The organism is Caballeronia sp. INML1 (assembly GCF_023631085.1).
GTDB lineage: Bacteria > Pseudomonadota > Gammaproteobacteria > Burkholderiales > Burkholderiaceae > Caballeronia > Caballeronia turbans.
The window spans coordinates 15,286-35,298 of sequence record NZ_JALQDT010000024.1 but is presented as its reverse complement, the minus strand read 5'-3'; the positions used below and the strand labels follow the sequence as shown (position 1 = coordinate 35,298).

The window sequence follows — 20,013 nt, the reverse complement described above, 5'->3', positions numbered from 1 at the left end:
CTACTGGGCGAGGCGTTCGAGCGGCTCGCCCGTCACACGCACGATGCGCCAGTCGGGCAGCACCGTCGCGCCCATCTTCTCGTAGAAGTCGATGGCGTTTTGGTTCCAGTCGAGCACCGACCACTCGAAGCGGCCGCATTGGCGCTCGACAGCGAGCGCGGCGAGCTTCTTCAGCATCAGCGTACCGAGACCGCTGCCGCGCATCGACGGGCGCACGTACAGGTCTTCGAGATAGAGGCCGCGTTTGCCGAGGAACGTGGAGAAGTTCTGGAAGAAGAGCGCGTAACTCACGACTTCACCTTCCTGCTCCGCGACGAGCGCTTCGGCAGCGGGACGCGCGCCGAAGAGGGCCTCGTGAACGCCTTCCTTGGTTGCGATGAACAGATGCGTGAGCTTCTCGAACTCCGCGAGCTCGTACATCAAGCCGAAGATCGCGGCGACGTCGGCGGGCGTGGCCGCGCGGATCGTGACATTCCCGTTCGCGGTACTCACGCTTCCTCCGGCGCATCGGACAGCACGATCTCGATGCCGCCGAAACGCGACGCCACCCAGTTGTACGCGTGGCAGGCGATCCACAGCAGGATGAAGCCGAGAATCGCGTTGAGCAGCAGCGCGCTCGTGACGGTGCTCACTTCCACCGAGCCGTATCGCACGAACGCGACCACGACGCCGAGCAGCACGATCGGCACGCTGAAGGTCAGGTACACGAGGATCAGCGCCTTGGCGGTCTGTCCGGGTGCAATGAATGAGATCTGCTTTTTCATGGAAGGAAAGCCCCGTCTATCGATGTAGGAATGTTTGTGCTGGCGACGTTCGTTGCGGCGTGCGTCAGATCAGACCGTCAAATGGCACGATCTCGACTTCGTCGCCGATGTCGATGTCGCCGCGCGCGTGCTCCAGCACGATGAAGCAGTTGGCTTCGCTCATCGAGCTGAGCACGCCGGAACCCTGCGGGCCCGTGGTGACGGCGCGAAAGCGGCCGTCGTCGCCACGCGTTGCGATGCCGCGCTGGAACTCCGTGCGGCCCGCGCGTTTCTTCATCGGCTCGGCGGCGATCGCGCGGATGACCGTGAGCGGCTGGCGCGTCGCGCCCGACATTGCAAGCAACGCTTCGCGCACGATGAAGTAGAACGTCGCCATCACGGCGACCGGATTGCCCGGCAGGCCGAAGAAGAGCGCCGACTTGCCCGTGCCCGCGCGCTCGCCCGACCACAGGCGACCGAACGCGAGCGGCCGGCCGGGGCGCATCGCGATCTTCCAGAAGGCGACGTCGCCGAGCGAGTTCATCAGTTCGCGCGTGAAGTCCGCGTCACCGACGGACACGCCGCCCGAACTGATGACGACATCCGCGCTTTCGGTCGCATGGCGCAGCGCCTTCTCGAGCGATGCCCGATCGTCGCGCACGATGCCGAGATCGACCGTTTCTACGCCGAGTCGCTTGAGCATCGCGAAGAGCGTGTAGCGGTTGCTGTCGTAGAGGCTGCCCAGGCTCAGCGTTTCGCCGACCGAGCGCAATTCGTCGCCCGTCGAAAAGAAGGCGGCGGTGAGACGCTTGCGCACGGACACTTCGCCGATGCCGAGCGACGCGAGCAGGCCGAGATCCGATGCGCGCACGATGCGGCCCGCGAGCAGTGCCGGTTCGCCCTTCGCGAGATCCTCGCCCGAGAGGCGCCGGTTCTGGCCCGCGCGGATTTTTGCGGTGGAGAAGCGGATCGCGTCGCCCTCGCGCGTGACGAGCTCCTGTGGCACGACGGTGTCGCAGCCCGGCGGAATGAGCGCGCCCGTCATGATGCGCACGCATTGGTCCGCAACCGGCGTGCTTTCGAAAGGCCGTCCGGCGAACGCCGTGCCCGCGACGGACAAATCGAGCGTGTCGCTGCCGCGCAAGAGCGCCTCGCTCGCGAACGCATAGCCGTCCATCGCGGAATTGTCGAACGCAGGTACGTCGATGGGCGAAACCACGTCATGGGCGAGCACGCGTCCGAGCGCGTCATAGAGACCAACGCGTTCGACCTGCGCGTCGCGCATGCGCGGCATGGCCCATTGACGCACGATTTCCTGCGCGGCTTCGACGGGAAGCGCGTCTGGATCGTACTGGGCGACGCAGGCGGAGAGTTCCTTGGACGTGGTCATGAATCGCGTGGATCGCGCCGGAACCCGGCGAAGAAGCAGCCACGAGGCCGCGCGGTGATTGAACGCCCGAACGCGGATTGCCGCAATGGCGGACGTGAGAGTCAGCGGCGTTCCAGCTCGGCCAGCTGCTGTAAATCGTTGATATTGTAAAACGCGCGTTCATCGTGAAATCGGACTTCCATCGCCTTGTGGCGCGCGTACCACGCGCGGACCTTGCGCTCTCCCTGGTCGAGCGAGGCGTCGAGATCGTCGGCGAGCGAGGTGCGCAGCAGTGCGAAAACCGGGTGCGCCATGACTTGTCCGGATCCATCGACCGTTGCGGCGTACGCGATGTCGCCGCCGTGCGTTTCGAGCGCCTGCATCAACGCGACGCCGATATGTTCATCGACGAAAGGCGCGTCGCAAGGCGCGGTCAAGACGTATTCGGTGGTCGCGCCGCGTAGTGCGGCGGCGATGCCGGCGAGCGGACCGGGATATTCCGCCCGCGCGTCCGGAATGACGCGCGCGCCGAACGCCGCCCCCAGGCGCTCGTAGTCTTCGATGGAACGGTTTGCGCTGATCAGCAGCGCGCCCGCCTGAGGCGCGATACGGCGCATGACATGCAGTGCGAGCGGTTCGCCGCGAAACGGCTGCATGCCTTTGTCGACGCCGCCCATGCGCGAGCCGCGTCCGCCCGCGAGGACGAGCGCGGTGACATTCGATGAGGAGTGAGCGTTCAGCACGAGCGAGCGCCGCTCAGCCGCCGATGTACGACATCTCGACGCGACGCGCATCCTCGCGCGACGGTGCCGACGTGCTGCCGCGCAATTGCGAATAGCGGTCGCCGCGCGCTTCCCAGATGCGCGCGATGGCCGTCGCCACTTCCTCGTCGCTCGCGCCGCCGCGGATGAGCCCACGCAGGTCGTGGCCCGACACCGCGAAAAGACAAAGGTAGAGCTTGCCTTCGGTCGAGAGCCGCGCGCGCGTGCAGGAGTCGCAAAAGGCTCGCGTGACGCTGGAAATCACGCCGATTTCGCCGCTGCCGTCGCGATAGCCCCAGCGCTGCGCCGTTTCGGCGGCCGTATGCGCTTCGAGCGGTTCGAGCGGGAAATGCGCGTCGATGCGCTCGACCACTTGCGCCGACGGCAGCACTTCGCTCATGTTCCAGCCGTTCGACGCACCGACATCCATGTATTCGATGAAGCGCAGAACCGTGCCGCTGTTTTTGAAATGACGCGCCATCGGCACGATTTCCTGATCGTTCGTGCCCCGCTTCACGACCATGTTCACCTTGATCGGATCAAGCCCGGCGGCCTGCGCCGCTTCGATGCCGTTCAGCACGTCGGCGACCGCGAAATCGGCGTCGTTCATGCGGCGAAAGAGTGCATCGTCCAGAGCGTCCAGACTCACCGTGACGCGCGCCAAGCCCGCGTCGTTCAGAGACCGGGCCTTGCGCGCGAGCAGCGAGCCGTTCGTGGTGAGGGTCAGGTCGAGCGGGCGGCCTTCCGGCGTGCGCAGGAGCGCGAGCCGCTCGATCAGGAATTCGATGTTCTTGCGCAGGAGCGGCTCGCCGCCCGTCAGGCGAATCTTCTCGACGCCGTGCGCGACGAACACGCGAGCGAGGCGCTCGATCTCCTCGAACGAGAGCAGGGCGGCGTGGGGAAGGAACTGGTAGTCCTTGTCGAACACATCGCGCGGCATGCAGTACACGCAGCGGAAGTTGCAGCGGTCCGTCACCGAAATGCGCAGGTCGCGCAGCGGGCGCGCGAGCGTGTCCGTGAGCAGTCCGGCCGGCGACGTCGCTGCTCCGGAGAAATCCGGAATCGCGCTGATATCGGCGAGAGGAATGATGCGTCGGGACATGATGACTCGGCTCGGATCGGCCACTGCGGCCTTGTTCGAATGACGGTTGTAACGTCTCATTTTAGCGGAACCGGGCGTTCACACGCACCGACCCGAGGTCGCGGTTTTCCCGCGGTCCGGCTTTTGGCGGGGCGAAAAAAAACGCCATCGACGGAATCGATGGCGTTTTTCTGCTTTTGCCGGTTCGCCGAAGCAAACCGGCTCACGCGCGCTTAGTGGACGTGCTTGCTGGTTTCCACTTGCTGCATCGGCGTGGTGTCGGCAGGCGGGAGCGCCTTGCGCTCGCGCGGCACGCGCACCGCAGCCGGCTCGCGTGCGGCAGCGGCGTTCGCCTCGCGCAGCTTGCCTTCGTCGGTGTTGACCCAGACGAGACCCGCGCGCTCCAGCATCGGCTGGAGCGTTTCGACCGCGATCGGCGTCGACGTCGCGGGCGCGGCCGGCGCGGCGGACTTCACCGGCTCCGCAACGACGGCGACGGGCGCCTGCTCGGCCACGGGGGCTTGCGCTTGCGTGCTCTCGACCGGCTTCACCGGCTCGACGATCGTTGCCTCCGGCGTCGGCGCGACCGCGGCGGTTTTCGCCGGCTCGGCTGCCTCGGCGGATTCAGCCGCTACCGGTTCGGCAGGCTCCGGCGCCGTTTCGACCCGCTGGGCCGCTTCGACAGGCTTCGACTCTTCCGTCGCGGCAGACGCGAACGGATCGGCCGTCGTCGTCTCGGCAACCTTGGATGTCGGTCCGAACGGGTTCTCGATCGCCGCGGAAGCGGGTTTGGCGAAGAGATCGAACGTGGCCGGCTCGGGCGTCTGCGCCTTCAGTTCGAAGGGCTCCGCTTCGATGGTCCGGGCAACCGGCGCTTCTTCTGCTGCGGCGGGCGCGTGCTCTTGCGGTTTCGCCTTGGCTTCGACCGGCTGAGCGACGGGCTGCTCGATCGCCTGCTCGACCGGCTGAGCTGCGGCGGGCCGGCTTTCGCGACGCGCGGCCGCTTCCTGCGCGGCTTCGGCGTCGAATACGCCGGCTTGCGCGGAGACGCTTTCGGCCGAACCTTCCGCCTCGGCGACGTCGGCTGCGTGATTCACCGTCATGCCATCCTCTTCGCGCTCGCGGCGGCCGCCACGGCGGCCACGGCGACGGCGGCGGCGCTCTTCACCTTCACGCGCGGCTGCCTGCTCGGCGGCGGCATCGATGCCGGCCTGTTGCGCATCGACATTGACTTGCACCGCTTCGACGATCTCCGACGGCACCGTTTCGCCCTGCGTCAGCGCCTCGACGGCGGCTTCCGGTTGCGGCTTGCGGCGCTCGCCACGTTCCGCGCGATCAGGACGTTCACCGCGTTCGGTGCGTTCGGTGCGCTCACCGCGTTCAACACGCTCGCCACGGTCGGGACGCTCACGGCGCTCCTGGCGCTCGGTCGCTTCCGGACGAGCGGCGCGTTCCGCGTTGCGATCGCGGGCTTCGCGCGGCTCACGCGCTTCACGCGGCTCGCGGGTTTCGCGCGCCTCACGCGGTTCACGAGCCTCGCGCGGCTCGCGGACTTCCCGCAGTTCACGTCCTTCGCGGCCGCCACGCGCCTCGCGATCTTCACGACGCGCGCCCTGGCGGCCCGCACCGTTGCCACCCGTTGCAGCGCCTGCGGCTGCGCCTTCACGCCCGGCGCCGCTGCCGCCACGACGGTTGCGGTTGCGATCTCCGCCGCCCGCGCGCTCGCCGCGTTCGCGCGGAGCGCGCGTGGCCGGCTCAGCTTCGACGGGCGCCGGAGCGGGCTGCGCTTGCGGCTGAATACCGAACAGATTCTTGATCCACGCGATGAAACCGCCGCTCGCCGGCACCGCGGCCTGCACGGGCGCGGCTTCGACGGGCGCGGGCTTGACCGGTGCGCTCGGCGCCGGCTTTTCGGGCGTGATGCCCTTTACGGCCGCTTCCTGCTTCGGTTTCACTTCTTCGGTGCGCTTGCTGTAGCCGGTTTCCGACTCCAGTTCGCTCGCTGCTTCGACGGCCATCTTCCACGACGCGCGCGGCTCGTCGAGGCGAGCATCGTCATGACGCAGACGTTCCAGCTTGTAGTGCGGCGTCTCGAGATGCTTGTTCGGGATCAGGACGACGTTGACCTTGAAGCGCGACTCGATCTTGTTGATTTCCGAGCGCTTCTCGTTGAGCAGGAAGGCGGTCACCTCGACCGGCACCTGGCAATGGATCGCCGCGGTGTTTTCCTTCATCGCTTCTTCCTGAATGATCCGCAGCACTTGCAGCGCGGACGATTCGGTGTCGCGGATATGACCCGTGCCGTTACAGCGCGGGCAGGTCACGTGGCTGCCTTCGGACAGCGCCGGGCGCAGACGCTGGCGCGACAGCTCCATCAGGCCGAAACGCGAGATCTTGCCCATCTGTACGCGTGCGCGGTCGTGCTTGAGCGCGTCTTTCAGGCGTTGCTCGACTTCGCGCTGGCTCTTTGCCGACTCCATGTCGATGAAGTCGATCACGATCAGGCCGCCCAGATCGCGCAGACGCAACTGACGTGCGACTTCATCGGCGGCTTCGAGGTTGGTGCGCGTGGCGGTTTCCTCGATGTCCGCGCCCTTGGTCGCCCGCGCCGAGTTCACGTCGATGGCGACGAGCGCCTCGGTGTGATCGATCACGATCGCGCCGCCCGAGGGCAGCGGCACCGTGCGCGAGTACGCCGTTTCGATCTGGTGCTCGATCTGGAAGCGCGAGAAGAGCGGTACGTCGTCGTGATAGCGCTTCACCTTTTGCAGGTTGTCGGGCATCACGATATCCATGAAGGCGCGCGCCTGATCATGAATTTCGGTCGTGTCGATGAGAATTTCGCCGATGTCCGGCTGGAAGTAGTCGCGGATCGCGCGGATCACGAGGCTCGATTCGAGATAAATGAGCATCGGCTGGCCGGCGACGCCGCTCTGCGACGCGGCTTCGATCGCGCGCCACAGTTGCATCAGGTAGTTCAGGTCCCACTGGAGCTCTTCGGCCGAACGGCCGATGCCGGCGGTCCGCGCGATGATGCTCATGCCTTCCGGCAATTCGAGCTGCGCCATGGTTTCGCGCAGTTCCTGCCGTTCGTCGCCCTCGATCCGGCGCGACACGCCGCCGCCGCGCGGGTTGTTCGGCATCAGGACGAGATAGCGGCCGGCCAGCGAAATGAACGTGGTCAGGGCCGCGCCCTTGTTGCCGCGTTCTTCCTTCTCGACCTGAACGATGAGTTCCTGGCCTTCGCGCAGCGCGTCCTGGATGCGCGCGGAGCGCATCTCGACGCCATCGCGGAAATACTGGCGGGCGACTTCCTTGAACGGCAGAAAACCGTGGCGGTCCTCGCCGTAGTTGACGAAGCAGGCTTCGAGCGACGGCTCGATGCGAGTGACGACTCCCTTGTAGATATTGCCTTTGCGCTGTTCGCGCCCGGCAGTTTCGATGTCGATGTCGATGAGCTTCTGCCCATCAACGATGGCGACGCGCAATTCTTCTTGCTGCGTCGCGTTAAACAGCATGCGTTTCATGAAACGGCTCCAGAGCGGCTCCGTCCTTCCTCGTCGTGCGAATCGGCGTCAGTGACGTCAAACATCACGCGCGCGAAGCGGGAGGGTGGGCGTGCCACGCTTTTTGTGTGTTGTCACAAAGCACGCTGGAGCGGGACTTCTGGCGGGAGAATTGCCGAAAGCAGGCTGCGGCGCCCGAATGGGGCGGCCGCGCCGTGGGGCTCATTGCGAAGCGACTGCGAGGCGTTCGATGCGTCGCGCGGCGCGTGGCGAGGATGAACGGCGGCGCTGCGGTTCCGCGTCTCAAAATGGACGCGCCGAACCAACCCGCGCTCTTGCGAAGAGCCTGATTCCTCCCAACGGCGGCTGCGGGGCCGAACGGTCTCGCGCAAACCAGCGCGATGCTTCGTGACCGATCTTCCTTGCTGCCATGCCGCGCCGTCGCGGCCGCGGGCCCGATTGCTCCCGTCGGCGCGCGGCCGTGTGTCTCGCCTCATTTGCGGCGTTACCGCGCTTCGCAGAAATCAGCGCAGCAGCGGTTTTCGCCGGCAGTTGTTCGCAAAACCGGCGAGCTTCGATTTGTCTGTTTCGCCCGCTCGATGGCAGGGTCGATCCAGGCTGGCATCCGGATTTGCTTGCCGGGCGCCGTCGCTTCTCGCCGATAAAATTCTTTTTGACCAAAAATCCGTTACCGTCGGCGATCGACCCGACCGAACGCGCCTGTGGGCTCCGTCCCTGCCGGTGATATCGCCGTGCGTGCAACTCGTCGCTCTCGATTTTCCGGGTGAGCAACCGACCTTGGGCGCAAGTAAAATGATGGTTTATCGCTTGCACCTGTACAGTCTGATTAATTCCGGCCGCTGCTTGATCCTAAGCGTCGACTTTTTCAGGCTGCTCGCAAATTATATTCAGAATGAATGAGTTAGGCAAAACATCCCATAAACAGGTCGCAAGCGAACAGGTCTCGATGATTGAAGTCGACGAAACCGCCGCGGGTCAGCGAATCGACAATTTTTTGCTGCGCGTGTGCAAGGGCGTCCCCAAGAGCCATATCTACCGCATTCTTCGTAGTGGCGAAGTGCGCGTGAACAAGGGGCGCATCGACGCGGCGTACCGGCTCGAACTAGGCGACCTCGTGCGCGTGCCGCCGATCCGCACGGCGCAGCCGGACGAGGCGCCGGTTTCGTCGAACGCGCCGGCCGCCGAGTTTCCGATCCTGTTCGAGGATGACCATTTGGTCGTCATCGACAAGCCGTGCGGCGTCGCGGTGCATGGCGGCAGCGGTGTCGCGTTCGGCGTGATTGAGCAACTGCGCAACGCACGGCCGCACGCGAAATTCCTCGAACTGGTGCATCGGCTGGATCGGGAAACTTCCGGCGTGCTCATGCTCGCGAAGAAACGTGGCGCGCTCGTGAACCTGCACGAGCAGATCCGCGAGAATCGCATCGACAAGCGCTATTACGCGCTCGGTCATGGCGACTGGCAGAGCGATTGGGGCCGCAGACGCATCGTGAAGGCGCCGCTGCACAAGTACGTCGCGGCCGATGGCGAACGGCGCGTGCGTGTCCAGGAGAACGGGCTGCCGTCGCACACGGTATTCAATCTGATCGAACGCTGGCGCGACTACGCGTGGGTCGAGGCGGAACTGAAGACGGGCCGCACGCATCAGATTCGCGTGCATATGGCGAGCATCGGCCTGCCGATTGCGGGCGACGCCAAGTACGGCGATTTCGCGTTGAACAAGGAACTGGCCCGTCCGAGCGCCAAGCCGTCGCTCAAACGCATGTTCCTGCATGCCTATCGCCTGAAAATTACCCATCCGGCAACGGGCGAGCCTTTGCAGTTCGAAGCGCCGCTGCCCGCCGAATGCAAGCGCTTCATCGAGCAACTCAAAAACGGAGAACCAGCTTAAATGGCGCGGCAGCAATTCGATCTGATCGTTTTCGACTGGGACGGCACGCTGATGGATTCGACCGCCCATATCACGCGCAGCATTCAGGCGGCGTGCCGCGATCTCGGCCTGCCGGTTCCCGCCGACGAGTCCGCGAGCTACGTAATCGGTCTGGGCCTGAAGGACGCGTTGCAGATTTGCGCGCCGACGCTCGATCCGTCCGACTACCCGCGCCTCGCCGAGCGTTACCGCTTCCATTTCCTGACGATGGGCCAGAAGACCGAGCTCTTCGACGGCGTGCGCGAGTTGTTGCAGGAATTGCGCGACCTCGGCTATTTTCTCGGCGTCGCGACGGGCAAGAGCCGCGTCGGACTGAATCGCGCGCTCGACGAATCGCGGCTCACGAGTCTCTTCGACGGCACGCGCTGCGCCGACGAGACATTCTCGAAACCGCATCCCGCAATGCTTCACGAACTCACGCGCGAACTCGGCCAGGATCTCGCGCGCACGGTGATGATCGGCGACACCACGCACGACCTGCAGATGGCGATCAACGCGGGCGCCGCGGGCATCGGCGTCGGGTACGGCGCGCATCCGGCGGACTCGCTTGCGGTGCTCAAGCCGCAGTTTTGCGCCGACAGCGTTGCGTCCCTGGCCGGCTGGCTGCGGGAGCACGCATGACGGCGCCCGCGCAGGATGCGGTGCGCGTGTGCGCTGCGGAAGAACTCGTCGATGGCGGCGCGGGCGTGCGCGTTCCGGCAACGGAGGCGAGCGGCGACGCCGTCGTCTTCTTCGTGCGCTACGACGGCAAGCCGCACGGCTATCTGAACCGCTGCGCACATGTGCCGATGGAGCTCGACTGGAACGAGGGCCAGTTCTTCGAAAGCTCGGGCCTATACTTGATGTGCGCGACGCACGGGGCGATCTACGAACCCGACACCGGAAAATGCGTCGGCGGTCCGTGCCGCGGCGCGCGCCTTCGGCCCGTGACGGTCGAGGAACGCGATACGCCGGAGGGCCGCGCGGTCTTCTGGCTCCCTGACGACGCGTTGCGTCCCGCCTGATTCCCTTCTCAACACGTTCATCACGCATGTCCGACAACCTTCCGCCGCGCGGCAACGACAATTGGGAGCGCGACGCGCTCGAACGCATCGCGCTTGCCGCCATCCGCGAGCAGCGCGCCGCGCGGCGCTGGCGTATCTTCTTTCGCTTCGTGTTTCTTGGCGTGATCGCGCTGATCGCGTGGGGCGTGTTCGATTTCACCGGCGAGCGCGTCGCGAAGGCGGGCAAGCACACGGCGCTCATCGACCTGCAAGGCGAAATCTCCGCGAACAGCAATGCGAGCGCCGACAACATCGACGGGGCGCTTCAGAGCGCGTTCGAGGACGAAAACACGGCGGGGGTGATCCTGCGCATCAACAGCCCGGGCGGCAGTCCGGTACAGGCGGGCATCATCAACGGTGAGATCCGGCGGCTGCGTACGAAGTACCCGAAGACGCCGCTGTACGTGGTCGTCGACGACATGTGCGCCTCGGGCGGCTATTACGTCGCGGCGGCGGCCGACAAGATTTACGTCGATCGCGCGAGCATCGTCGGCTCGATCGGCGTGCTGATGGACGGATTCGGCTTCACCGGCCTGATGGACAAGCTGGGCATCCAGCGCCGCATGCACACATCGGGCGCGAACAAGGGTGCGTTCGATCCGTTCTCGCCCGAATCGCCCGCCATGAACGCGCACGCACAGGAGATGCTCGATCAGATCCACACGCAATTCATCGACGCGGTGAAGCTGGGACGCGGGAAACGTCTGAAGGACGACCCGGAGCTCTTCTCCGGGATGTTCTGGACGGGCGAGAAAAGCGTCGAGCTCGGTCTCGCGGATGGTTTCGGCGATGCCAGCTACGTGGCGCGCGAGATCATCAAGCAGCCGGATATCGTCGATTACACGCAGAAGGAGAGCATCAGCGAGCGTGTCGTGAAGCGCTTCGGCGCCTCGGTCGGCGATGCCGCCGTGCGCGCGCTCACGCTCGGCGGCAAGCCACAGTTGCGCTGATTACGACGCGAGCAACAGAAAAATCGCCGGACGCTTGTGCAGGTCCGGCGCGGTTTGTTTCTTCCAGTCGGCTGCGGTGCGCGTGACGATGGTTTCGCCCGGGAGCGTCAAATCGACGGCGACGCAAATCAGCGTCGACGGCGCGCAGGTCGCGATCAGCGTGTCGAGCATCGCGCGGTTCCGATAGGGCGTCTCGATGAAGATTTGCGTCTGATTGGCCTTGCGCGATAGCTGTTCCAGCTCGCGCAGCCGCTTGCCGCGCTCGCCGGCATCGACGGGCAGATAGCCGTTGAACGCAAAGCTCTGGCCGTTCATGCCCGACGCCATCAACGCAAGCAGAATCGAACTCGGACCGACGAACGGCACGACTTTCACGCCGCGCTGATGCGCGCGCCGCACGAGCAGCGCGCCGGGATCGGCTACGGCAGGGCAGCCGGCTTCGGAGACGAGACCTGCGTCGGTGCCGGCCAGAATCGGCGCCAGAAGCTTGTCGATGTCGGCGGGCGGCGTGTTGACATTAAGCTCGCGCACGTCGATTTCCTGAATCGGCCGCTGCGTGCCCACTTTTTTCAGAAAAGCGCGCGTCGTTTTCGCGTTCTCTCCGATGTAATACGCGAGCGCAGCCGCCTGCGCGCGCACCGGTTCGGGCAGGACGTGCGCGAGCGCGTCGGCGTCGCCTTCGCCGAGCGTATTCGGGATCAGATACAGAACGCCGCTCATGCCGCCTCCAGAACCGGATATCCGGCGTTCACCAGCATGCCGGTCAGCGCGATCAGCGGCAAACCGATCAGCGCGGTCGGATCGTTCGATTCGATGGCTTCGAGAAGCGCGATGCCGAGGCCTTCGGCCTTCGCGCTGCCGGCGCAGTCGTATGGCGTTTCTGCGCGCAAGTACGTCTCTATCTGCGCGTCTGAATAGCGGCGAAACCGCACGCGTGTGATGACGTCGGCGGATTGCACGTTGCCCGTGCGGCTGTCGAACAGGCATAGCGCACTATGAAATTCCACGCTGCGGCCGCGCATCGCCTGTAGCTGTGCGACGGCTTTTTCGTGCGTGCCGGGCTTGCCGATCTGCTTGCCGTCGAAGGTCGCCACCTGGTCGGAGCCGATCACGAGCGCGCCGCCCCCGTGGCCATCGATGCGCTCGGCCGCGGCACGCGCCTTGGCGATCGACAGCCGCACGGCGGTCGCCTCGGGGGTCTCGCCGGCGAGCGGCATCTCGTCGATATTCGGCGAGACGACATCGAAAGGAATGCGCAGGCGCTCGAGCAACTCGCGCCGATAAGGTGAACTGGACGCCAGAATGAGGCGCAGCGGCGTTTTCAAAGCTTCGGACATGGAGCGGATCCGGCAAAAAGGGGTGGAAAAACGACGGACGGCAGGTCCGCCCTTAAGTATTTGACTCGAAAGAATAAAGCCGATATGATTTTGGGCTTTTCATCGGTACTTGCGCGGCGAACTTGCCTGCTCGGGCCGATGAGCCCGGTAGAAGAAGCAGGGGCAGAGGCAGAAGCAGAGGCAAGCAGAAGCAGAAGCGCTTTCAGCTGAAAATGCCTGGCAGCACGCCAAGAAGCACGAATGTCGGCCCGATGCAAATTCGGGCAAGCCACGCGTGGTCCGGTGTAGCATCGCGGTGCATACTGAGCACTCACCGGAAGCACTAACCCAGCAAGGCCCAAGCAGGAGCGCACATGACTCAGAATCCTGGCAAACCTGTGAGCCCCGCCGATCTGCGCGCGCTCGACATTTACGACTTCGCCAAAAGCGGCAGGCAAGCGGCCGGCGCGCTGCGCTTGTCGCAGATGCCGCGCATGTTAGCCGAAGTGCCGGCGGAAGCGCCAGACCGCGACACCGTGTTCACCTGGCAGGGCGAGGGCTCGACCCAGCCGGAACTGCAGGACGACGGCACGGAGGCGCCGCAGCCGTATCTGCGCCTTGCGGTGCACGGCTCGGTGTGGCTCATGTGTCAGCGCTGTCTTCAGCCGTATTCGCAACATCTCGATGTCGACGCAACGTATCGGATCGTGGCGACGGAAGAAGAAGCGGACGAATTTCCGCTCGACGACGATGAAGTCGAAGTGATCGTAGGCTCGCGCCAGTTCGATCTCGTCGACTTGATCGAAGAGGAATTGTTGTTGTCCTTGCCGCTCGTGCCCAAGCACAACGTGTGTCCCGAGATCCACGAAAGCTTGCTTCCGGGCGCTGCGGACGACGAGCCGGATGAAGGCGGTGCGCAGGAAGCGGACGAAAAACCGAATCCTTTTGCCGTGCTGGAGAAGCTGAAGCAGGGCGGATCCGACGACAAGAAGCACTGAAATGGTTTTGTAGCACGCAACAAACTGGTAGCGCGATGTGCGCACCCGATGGCCGAACGGCCGAGGGCTGTCGGCGGATCGGGCTGTGTTAGAATTCGCAAAATTTTTCTGGAGTAATCATGGCAGTTCAGCAAAACAAGAAGTCGCCGTCGAAGCGCGGCATGCACCGTTCCCACGACTTCCTCACGACGGCTCCGCTGGCTGTCGAGCCGAGCACGGGTGAAGTGCATCTGCGCCACCACGTGAGCCCGAACGGCTACTATCGTGGCAAGAAAGTCATCAAGACGAAGAACGACTAAGCGTTCGTCGACGCCTGATGCGCCCGTCGTAACCGTTTTGCGGGCACGCGGGCGCAACTCGCTCTTGACACTTTCCCGGTACGACGAGAAGGCGGCATTTCACTGCCGCTTTTTTGTGCCCGAAATTCGTCGCATTCCATGACTGTAAAGATAACCATCGACTGCATGGGAGGCGACCACGGTCCGGCCGTGACCGTTCCCGCTGCCGTCAATTTCGTGCGCTCGCATCCCGACGCGCACCTGATGCTCGTCGGTCTCGAGCAGCCCATTCGCGCTCAGCTGAAAAAGTCGAAGGCCGTCGATGAGCCGCGCCTGACCGTCGTTCCCGCAAGCGAAGTCGTCGCGATGGACGACCCCGTCGAAGTGGCGCTGCGCAAGAAAAAAGATTCGTCGATGCGCGTCGCGCTCAACCTCGTGAAGGAAGGGGAGGCGCAGACCTGCATTTCCGCCGGAAACACCGGGGCGCTCATGGCGGTTTCCCGCTATGTGCTGAAGACGCTCGCCGGTATCGAGCGTCCCGCCATCGCGTTCGCGATGCCGAGCCAGAAGGGTTACACCACCGTGCTCGACCTCGGCGCCAACGTCGATTGCGAACCCGAACATCTGCTTCAGTTCGCGGAAATGGGCCACGCGCTCGTATCGGCGATCGAAGGCCGCGAGCGGCCCACCATCGGCCTGCTCAACATCGGCGAAGAAGTCATCAAGGGCAACGAAACGATCAAGCGCGCGGGCGAGCTCCTGCGCGCGAGCACGCTCAACTTCTACGGCAACGTCGAAGGCAACGACATCTATAAAGGTACGACCGATGTCGTCGTGTGCGACGGTTTCGTCGGCAATGTCGCGCTGAAGACTTCCGAAGGTCTCGCGAAGATGCTCGCCGACATCATCAAGGAAGAGTTCAGCCGCTCGTTCGCTTCGAGGGCGATGGCGCTCGTCGCGCTGCCCGTGCTCAAGCGATTCAAGAAGCGTGTCGATCCCGCGCAATATAACGGCGCGGCATTGCTCGGCCTGCGCGGGCTCGTCATTAAAAGCCACGGTTCGGCCGAGGCCTTCGGGTTTGAGTGGGCTATCAAACGCGGGTATGATGCCGTCAAAAATGGCGTGCTCGAACGCCTGGTGCGCGCGATGGAAGAGAATGCGCCCGCCGCGCGCGAGGCCGACGCGACCGTTTTCGCGGCGAGTGCGCCGGCTGCGGCGGATCAATCGATCCAGCAGCCCGCTTCACAGCCCGCTTCACAGCCCGCTTCCCAGCCCAACTCGCAGCCGAACCCGCCGGGCGAGTCCGGTACTGCTCTACACTCGAAGGCATAATGGCTCAATCCAATCTTTACTCTCGCGTGCTGGGCACCGGCAGTTACCTGCCGTCCGAGCGCGTCACGAATCAGGACTTGGCGGACCGTCTCGCGAAGCAGGGCGTCGAGACGAACGACGAATGGATCGTCGCGCGCACCGGGATTCACGCGCGTCATTTTGCGGCTCCGAATCAAACTACCAGCGATCTCGCGCTCATCGCGTCGCAGAAAGCGATCGAGGCAGCCGGCATCGATCCTCAATCGATCGATCTGATCATCGTCGCTACATCCACGCCGGACTTCGTGTTTCCGAGCACCGCCTGCCTGCTGCAGAACAAGCTCGGCATCAAGAACAACGGCGCGGCGTTCGACGTACAAGCCGTGTGCTCAGGTTTCGCGTACGGCGTCGCGACGGCGGACAGTTTCATTCGCAGCGGCCTTAACCGCACCGCGCTCGTCGTCGGCGCCGAGACGTTCTCGCGCATCCTCGATTTCAACGATCGCACCACGTGCGTGCTGTTCGGCGACGGCGCCGGCGCGGTCGTGATGCAGGCGTCCGAAGAGCCGGGCGTGCTGTCGAGCGCCCTGCACGCGGACGGTAGCTATTCCGACATTCTCTGCACGCCGGGCAACGTGAACGGCGGGGTGATCGAAGGCAGTGCGTTCCTGCACATGGATGGTCAGGCCGTGTTCAAGCTTGCGGTCAACGTGCTGGAAAAGGTGGCGCTCGAAGCGCTCGACAAGGCGAAGCTCGCACCGGAAGACATCGACTGGCTGATCCCGCATCAGGCCAATATCCGCATCATGCAGAGCACCTGCCGCAAGCTGCATCTGCCGCCGGAACGCATGGTCGTGACGGTCGGCGAGCACGGGAACACGTCGGCGGCATCGATTCCGCTCGCGTTCGACGTCGCAGTGCGCGACGGCCGCATCAAGCGCGGCGACAACGTGCTCATCGAAGGCGTGGGCGGCGGCTTCACGTGGGGCGCGTCGGTCATCCGTTACTGATCGTTCATCGATTCCCTCTACTCATTCGCAACTGATCCCTTCGTCACGATAGCCGCCGCGCGCCGCATGCGCGCGTGGCGCGTGCACAGACACCGACGACATCGCGGATCATTCCAATCAACGAGGACGATATGAAATTTGCGTTCGTTTTCCCCGGACAGGGCTCGCAATCGGTCGGCATGCTCAACGCCTTTGCCGATCACGCCATCGTGCGCGAAACGGTGCAGCAGGCATCCGACGCGCTCGGCCAGGATCTCGGCAAGCTGATCGCCGAAGGCCCCGCCGAAGAATTGAATCTGACGACGAACACGCAGCCCGTCATGCTGACCGCGGCCTACGCAATCTACCGCGTATGGGAAAAGGAAACGGGTCTGAAGCCGGCGCTCGTCGCGGGTCACAGTCTCGGCGAATATACGGCGCTCGTCGCGGCCGGCGCGCTCGCATTCACGGACGCCGTGCCGCTCGTGCGTTTCCGCGCGCAGGCGATGCAAAGCGCCGTGCCGGTGGGCGAAGGCGGCATGGCCGCGATTCTCGGCCTCGACGACGACACCGTGCGCGCCGTGTGCGCGGAGGCGTCGTCGGCGGGTGTCGTCGAAGCGGTGAACTTCAACGCGCCCGCGCAAGTGGTGATCGCGGGTTCGAAGGCGGCGGTCGAGAAGGCGTGCGAAGTGGCCAAGGCAAAGGGCGCGAAGCGCGCGCTGCCGCTGCCGGTGTCGGCGCCGTTCCATTCGTCCCTGCTGAAGCCTGCATCGGACCAGTTGCGCGCCTATCTTGCGAAGGTCGAGATCAAGGTGCCGCAGATTCCGCTGATCAATAACGTCGATGTCGCGATCGTCTCCGATCCGGTCGCGATCAAGGACGCGCTCGTGCGCCAGGCCGCCGGTCCGGTGCGCTGGGTGGAATGCGTCCAGGCGATGGCGAAAGAGGGCGTCACGCACGTCATCGAATGCGGTCCGGGCAAGGTGCTCGCGGGTCTGACCAAGCGTATCGACGGCAATCTCGTCGGCGGCTCGGTCTTCGACCCGGCATCGCTCGAGGAAACGCGCAAACTGATCGCTGGCTGAGGAACAACGACATGAGTCTGCAGAATCAAGTAGCAATCGTCACGGGCGCGTCGCGCGGCATCGGACGCGCGATCGCACTCGAACTCGCGAAGCAGGGCGCGACGGTCATCGGCACGGCAACGAGCGAAAGCGGCGCGGCCGGCATCAGCGAAGCGTTGCAGCAAGCCGGCGGCAAGGGCCGCGGCGCGGTGCTGAACGTGAACGACGCGGCCGCGGCGGATGCGTTCATCGACGGCATCGTGAAGGAATTCGGCGCGCTGAACGTGCTCGTCAATAACGCGGGCATCACGAAGGATCAGCTCGCGATGCGCATGAAGGACGACGAATTCGACGCCGTCATCGACACGAACCTGCGCGCGGTCTTCCGTCTGTCGCGGGCCGTGCTGCGCCCGATGATGAAGGCGCGCGGCGGGCGGATCATCAACATCACGTCCGTGGTCGGTTCGTCGGGTAATCCGGGTCAGGCCAATTACGCCGCGGCGAAGGCCGGCGTCGCGGGCATGACGCGCGCGCTCGCGCGTGAAATCGGCAGCCGCGGCATCACCGTGAACTGCATCGCACCGGGTTTCATCGACACGGACATGACCAAGGTGCTGCCGGAAGAGCAGCGCACCGCGCTGACCGCGCAGATACCACTTGGCCGACTGGGCGCGCCGGAAGATATCGCGCATGCTGTGGCGTTCCTGGCATCGCCTTTTGCCGGCTACATCACGGGCACCACGCTGCACGTGAACGGCGGCATGTACATGTAACGCCTTAATAGGCATTTCGCTGAATTTCGCTTAATATCCGCGCCGGGACGGGCGCGCGAAATGCTCAAGAAGCTTCGTGCGCACCGCTTCAGCGCGGCAGTGACAAATTGATGCGACTGCGGCGACAGCCCTCTTGATGAAGGGCGTCGGACGACGGAGCATGGAACTGACGCGCCGTATTTTGCGGGTCCAAACCTGATAAAATGCGCGCACTCGTATTTTTGAACTTTTTTCCCTCGGAGGGCTGCATGGACAACATCGAACAGCGCGTGAAGAAGATCGTCGCCGAACAACTGGGCGTGGCGGAAGCCGAAATCAAGAACGAAGCATCGTTCGTGAACGATCTGGGCGCTGACTCGCTCGATACGGTCGAACTCGTGATGGCGCTGGAAGACGAATTCGGCATGGAAATTCCCGATGAAGAGGCCGAAAAGATCACCACGGTTCAGCAAGCGATCGATTACGCTCGCGCGAACGTCAAGGCCTGAGGCCGGACGCGCCAGCGACTCATCGCTCAACCAGTTGATGCATCGTCGCTGCAAACCGATTTGACAGCCACAGGGCACACAGGGCGTTTCCTGTGGCCGCTGTGGCTTTTGTTTTTCGTCATTCTATGGATAAGGGGTTACCGTGAGCCGTCGTCGAGTTGTTGTTACAGGCCTGGGGCTCGTTTCGCCTGTCGGCAATACTGTTGCCGACGGCTGGGCCAATCTGGTCGCGGGCAAGTCGGGCATCGCCAATATCACGAAGTTCGATGCGACGAACTTCTCCACGCGTTTCGCCGGCGAGGTGAAGGGCTTCAACATCGAAGACTACATGCCCGCCAAAGAGGCGCGCCATATGGATACCTTCATCCATTACGGCTTTGCCGCGGGCGTCCAGGCCGTGCAGGACAGCGGCCTCGAGATCACCGATGAGAACTCGGAGCGCGTGGGCGTCGTGGTCGGCTCGGGCATCGGCGGTCTGCCGATGATCGAAATCACGCAGACCGAGCTGCTCAATCGCGGCCCGCGCCGCATTTCGCCGTTCTTCGTGCCGGCATCGATCATCAACATGATCTCCGGCCATCTGTCGATCCGCTTCGGCCTGAAGGGCCCGAACCTGTCGATGGTCACGGCCTGCACCACCGGCCTGCATTGCATCGGCGAGGCGTCGCGCCTGATCGAATACGGCGATGCGGATGTCATGATCGCCGGGGGCGCGGAAGCGACGGTTTCCCCGCTCGGCATCGGCGGCTTCGCGGCGGCGCGCGCGCTTTCGCAACGCAACGACGATCCCGCGACGGCGAGCCGCCCGTGGGATACCGACCGCGACGGCTTCGTGCTCGGTGAAGGCGCGGGCGTGATGGTGCTCGAAGAGTACGAGCACGCGAAAAAGCGCGGCGCGAAGATCTATGCCGAGGTGCTCGGTTACGGCATGAGCGGCGACGCGTACCACATGACCGCGCCGCCGGAAGACGGTGACGGTGGCCGCCGCGCGATGGTCAACGCGATGAAGAACGCGCGCATCAATGCGGACGAGGTGAACTACGTCAACGCGCACGGCACGTCGACGCCGCTCGGCGACATCGCCGAGACGATCGGCATCACGCGCGCGCTCGGCGATCAGGCAAAGAAGGTCGTCGTGAACTCCACGAAGTCGATGACGGGTCACCTGCTGGGCGGCGCGGGCGGTCTGGAGTCGGTGTTCACTGTGCTTGCGATCCACAATCAGGTGTCGCCGCCGACCATCAACATCTTCAACCAGGATCCGAAGTGCGACCTGGACTACTGCGCGAACACGGCGCGGGAAATGAAGATCGACGTAGCGGTGAAGAACTCGTTCGGCTTCGGCGGCACGAACGGCTCCCTCGTCTTCAAGCGCCACTGAGCACGGCGCGC

The 20,013-nt window shown here is 64.4% G+C and carries 21 protein-coding genes; 13 read left to right on the top strand and 8 right to left on the bottom strand.

Going from position 1 to position 20,013, the window contains the following annotated elements; all coding sequences use genetic code 11:
* From NCR38_RS09515 to NCR38_RS09490, 6 genes are all read right to left on the bottom strand, one after another.
* A complete protein-coding gene (locus NCR38_RS09515) occupies positions 1-420 on the bottom strand; it encodes a GNAT family N-acetyltransferase (RefSeq protein WP_061120561.1) in 420 nt (139 codons plus the stop codon).
* Positions 421-488: 68 nt separating this feature from the next.
* Positions 489-764 (bottom strand): hypothetical protein, encoded by a 276-nt coding sequence (locus tag NCR38_RS09510; RefSeq protein WP_008342276.1) that lies wholly within the window; start codon positions 762-764, stop codon positions 489-491.
* A gap of 64 nt (positions 765-828) precedes the next feature.
* Positions 829-2,133: a gephyrin-like molybdotransferase Glp gene (gene glp, locus NCR38_RS09505; protein WP_250476896.1), complete on the bottom strand. Its 1,305-nt coding sequence runs from the start codon at positions 2,131-2,133 to the stop codon at positions 829-831.
* Between the two features lie 101 nt (positions 2,134-2,234).
* Positions 2,235-2,855, bottom strand: coding sequence for a molybdenum cofactor guanylyltransferase MobA (mobA, locus tag NCR38_RS09500; protein ID WP_250476895.1), 621 nt, complete (start codon positions 2,853-2,855; stop codon positions 2,235-2,237).
* Positions 2,856-2,868: 13 nt separating this feature from the next.
* Positions 2,869-3,975, bottom strand: a complete 1,107-nt coding sequence (moaA, locus tag NCR38_RS09495; protein ID WP_250476894.1) for a GTP 3',8-cyclase MoaA — start codon at positions 3,973-3,975, stop codon at positions 2,869-2,871.
* Between the two features lie 212 nt (positions 3,976-4,187).
* On the bottom strand, positions 4,188-7,481 hold the full coding sequence (locus NCR38_RS09490) for an Rne/Rng family ribonuclease (protein ID WP_250476893.1): 3,294 nt from the start codon (positions 7,479-7,481) through the stop codon (positions 4,188-4,190).
* Positions 7,482-7,868: 387 nt separating this feature from the next.
* On the opposite strand from NCR38_RS09490, the gene NCR38_RS09485 reads away from it, so the two are divergent.
* The 5 genes from NCR38_RS09485 to NCR38_RS09465 are packed head-to-tail and all read left to right on the top strand — an operon-like array spanning position 7,869 to position 11,404.
* Entirely contained in the window at positions 7,869-8,381 is a 513-nt protein-coding gene (locus NCR38_RS09485; protein WP_143756391.1) for a hypothetical protein, read from the top strand.
* Positions 8,374-9,372, top strand: a complete 999-nt coding sequence (locus NCR38_RS09480) for an RluA family pseudouridine synthase (protein WP_250476892.1) — start codon at positions 8,374-8,376, stop codon at positions 9,370-9,372. The genes NCR38_RS09485 and NCR38_RS09480 overlap by 8 nt, the downstream gene beginning before the upstream one ends.
* Positions 9,373-10,032 carry an HAD-IA family hydrolase gene (locus NCR38_RS09475; protein ID WP_061120532.1) on the top strand — a complete coding sequence of 220 codons (660 nt, stop codon included), beginning with the start codon at positions 9,373-9,375 and terminating at the stop codon, positions 10,030-10,032.
* The gene (locus tag NCR38_RS09470) at positions 10,029-10,415 is read left to right on the top strand and encodes a Rieske 2Fe-2S domain-containing protein (RefSeq protein ID WP_061120533.1); all 387 of its coding nucleotides are present in this window, start codon (positions 10,029-10,031) and stop codon (positions 10,413-10,415) included. The genes NCR38_RS09475 and NCR38_RS09470 overlap by 4 nt, the downstream gene beginning before the upstream one ends.
* A gap of 26 nt (positions 10,416-10,441) precedes the next feature.
* Entirely contained in the window at positions 10,442-11,404 is a 963-nt protein-coding gene (locus tag NCR38_RS09465) for a S49 family peptidase (protein ID WP_250476891.1), read from the top strand.
* On the opposite strand, the gene NCR38_RS09460 is transcribed toward NCR38_RS09465, so the two are convergent.
* On the bottom strand, positions 11,405-12,124 hold the full coding sequence (locus tag NCR38_RS09460; protein ID WP_061120535.1) for an SAM-dependent methyltransferase: 720 nt from the start codon (positions 12,122-12,124) through the stop codon (positions 11,405-11,407). It lies immediately after the preceding gene.
* Positions 12,121-12,741: a Maf-like protein gene (locus tag NCR38_RS09455; RefSeq protein WP_250476890.1), complete on the bottom strand. Its 621-nt coding sequence runs from the start codon at positions 12,739-12,741 to the stop codon at positions 12,121-12,123. The genes NCR38_RS09460 and NCR38_RS09455 overlap by 4 nt, the downstream gene beginning before the upstream one ends.
* 353 nt (positions 12,742-13,094) lie before the next feature.
* Between NCR38_RS09455 and NCR38_RS09450 the strand changes: the two genes are divergently transcribed.
* The 8 genes from NCR38_RS09450 (at position 13,095) to fabF (ending at position 20,002) form a co-directional block, all read left to right on the top strand.
* A complete protein-coding gene (locus NCR38_RS09450; RefSeq protein ID WP_250476889.1) occupies positions 13,095-13,718 on the top strand; it encodes a DUF177 domain-containing protein in 624 nt (207 codons plus the stop codon).
* A 119-nt stretch (positions 13,719-13,837) separates the two neighbouring features.
* Complete coding sequence (rpmF, locus tag NCR38_RS09445) at positions 13,838-14,017, top strand: 50S ribosomal protein L32 (RefSeq protein WP_035501683.1); 180 nt, start codon at positions 13,838-13,840, stop codon at positions 14,015-14,017.
* Between the two features lie 138 nt (positions 14,018-14,155).
* Positions 14,156-15,328: a phosphate acyltransferase PlsX gene (gene plsX / locus NCR38_RS09440; protein WP_250476888.1), complete on the top strand. Its 1,173-nt coding sequence runs from the start codon at positions 14,156-14,158 to the stop codon at positions 15,326-15,328.
* A complete protein-coding gene (locus tag NCR38_RS09435; protein ID WP_061120539.1) occupies positions 15,328-16,317 on the top strand; it encodes a beta-ketoacyl-ACP synthase III in 990 nt (329 codons plus the stop codon). The genes plsX and NCR38_RS09435 overlap by 1 nt, the downstream gene beginning before the upstream one ends.
* A gap of 131 nt (positions 16,318-16,448) precedes the next feature.
* The gene (fabD, locus tag NCR38_RS09430) at positions 16,449-17,381 is read left to right on the top strand and encodes an ACP S-malonyltransferase (protein ID WP_061120564.1); all 933 of its coding nucleotides are present in this window, start codon (positions 16,449-16,451) and stop codon (positions 17,379-17,381) included.
* A gap of 11 nt (positions 17,382-17,392) precedes the next feature.
* Positions 17,393-18,133 carry a 3-oxoacyl-ACP reductase FabG gene (gene fabG / locus NCR38_RS09425; RefSeq protein WP_061120540.1) on the top strand — a complete coding sequence of 247 codons (741 nt, stop codon included), beginning with the start codon at positions 17,393-17,395 and terminating at the stop codon, positions 18,131-18,133.
* A gap of 248 nt (positions 18,134-18,381) precedes the next feature.
* Complete coding sequence (gene acpP / locus NCR38_RS09420) at positions 18,382-18,621, top strand: acyl carrier protein (RefSeq protein WP_004197638.1); 240 nt, start codon at positions 18,382-18,384, stop codon at positions 18,619-18,621.
* Positions 18,622-18,763: 142 nt separating this feature from the next.
* Positions 18,764-20,002, top strand: a complete 1,239-nt coding sequence (gene fabF, locus NCR38_RS09415) for a beta-ketoacyl-ACP synthase II (RefSeq protein ID WP_061120541.1) — start codon at positions 18,764-18,766, stop codon at positions 20,000-20,002.
* The last annotated feature ends 11 nt before the right edge of the window (positions 20,003-20,013 follow it).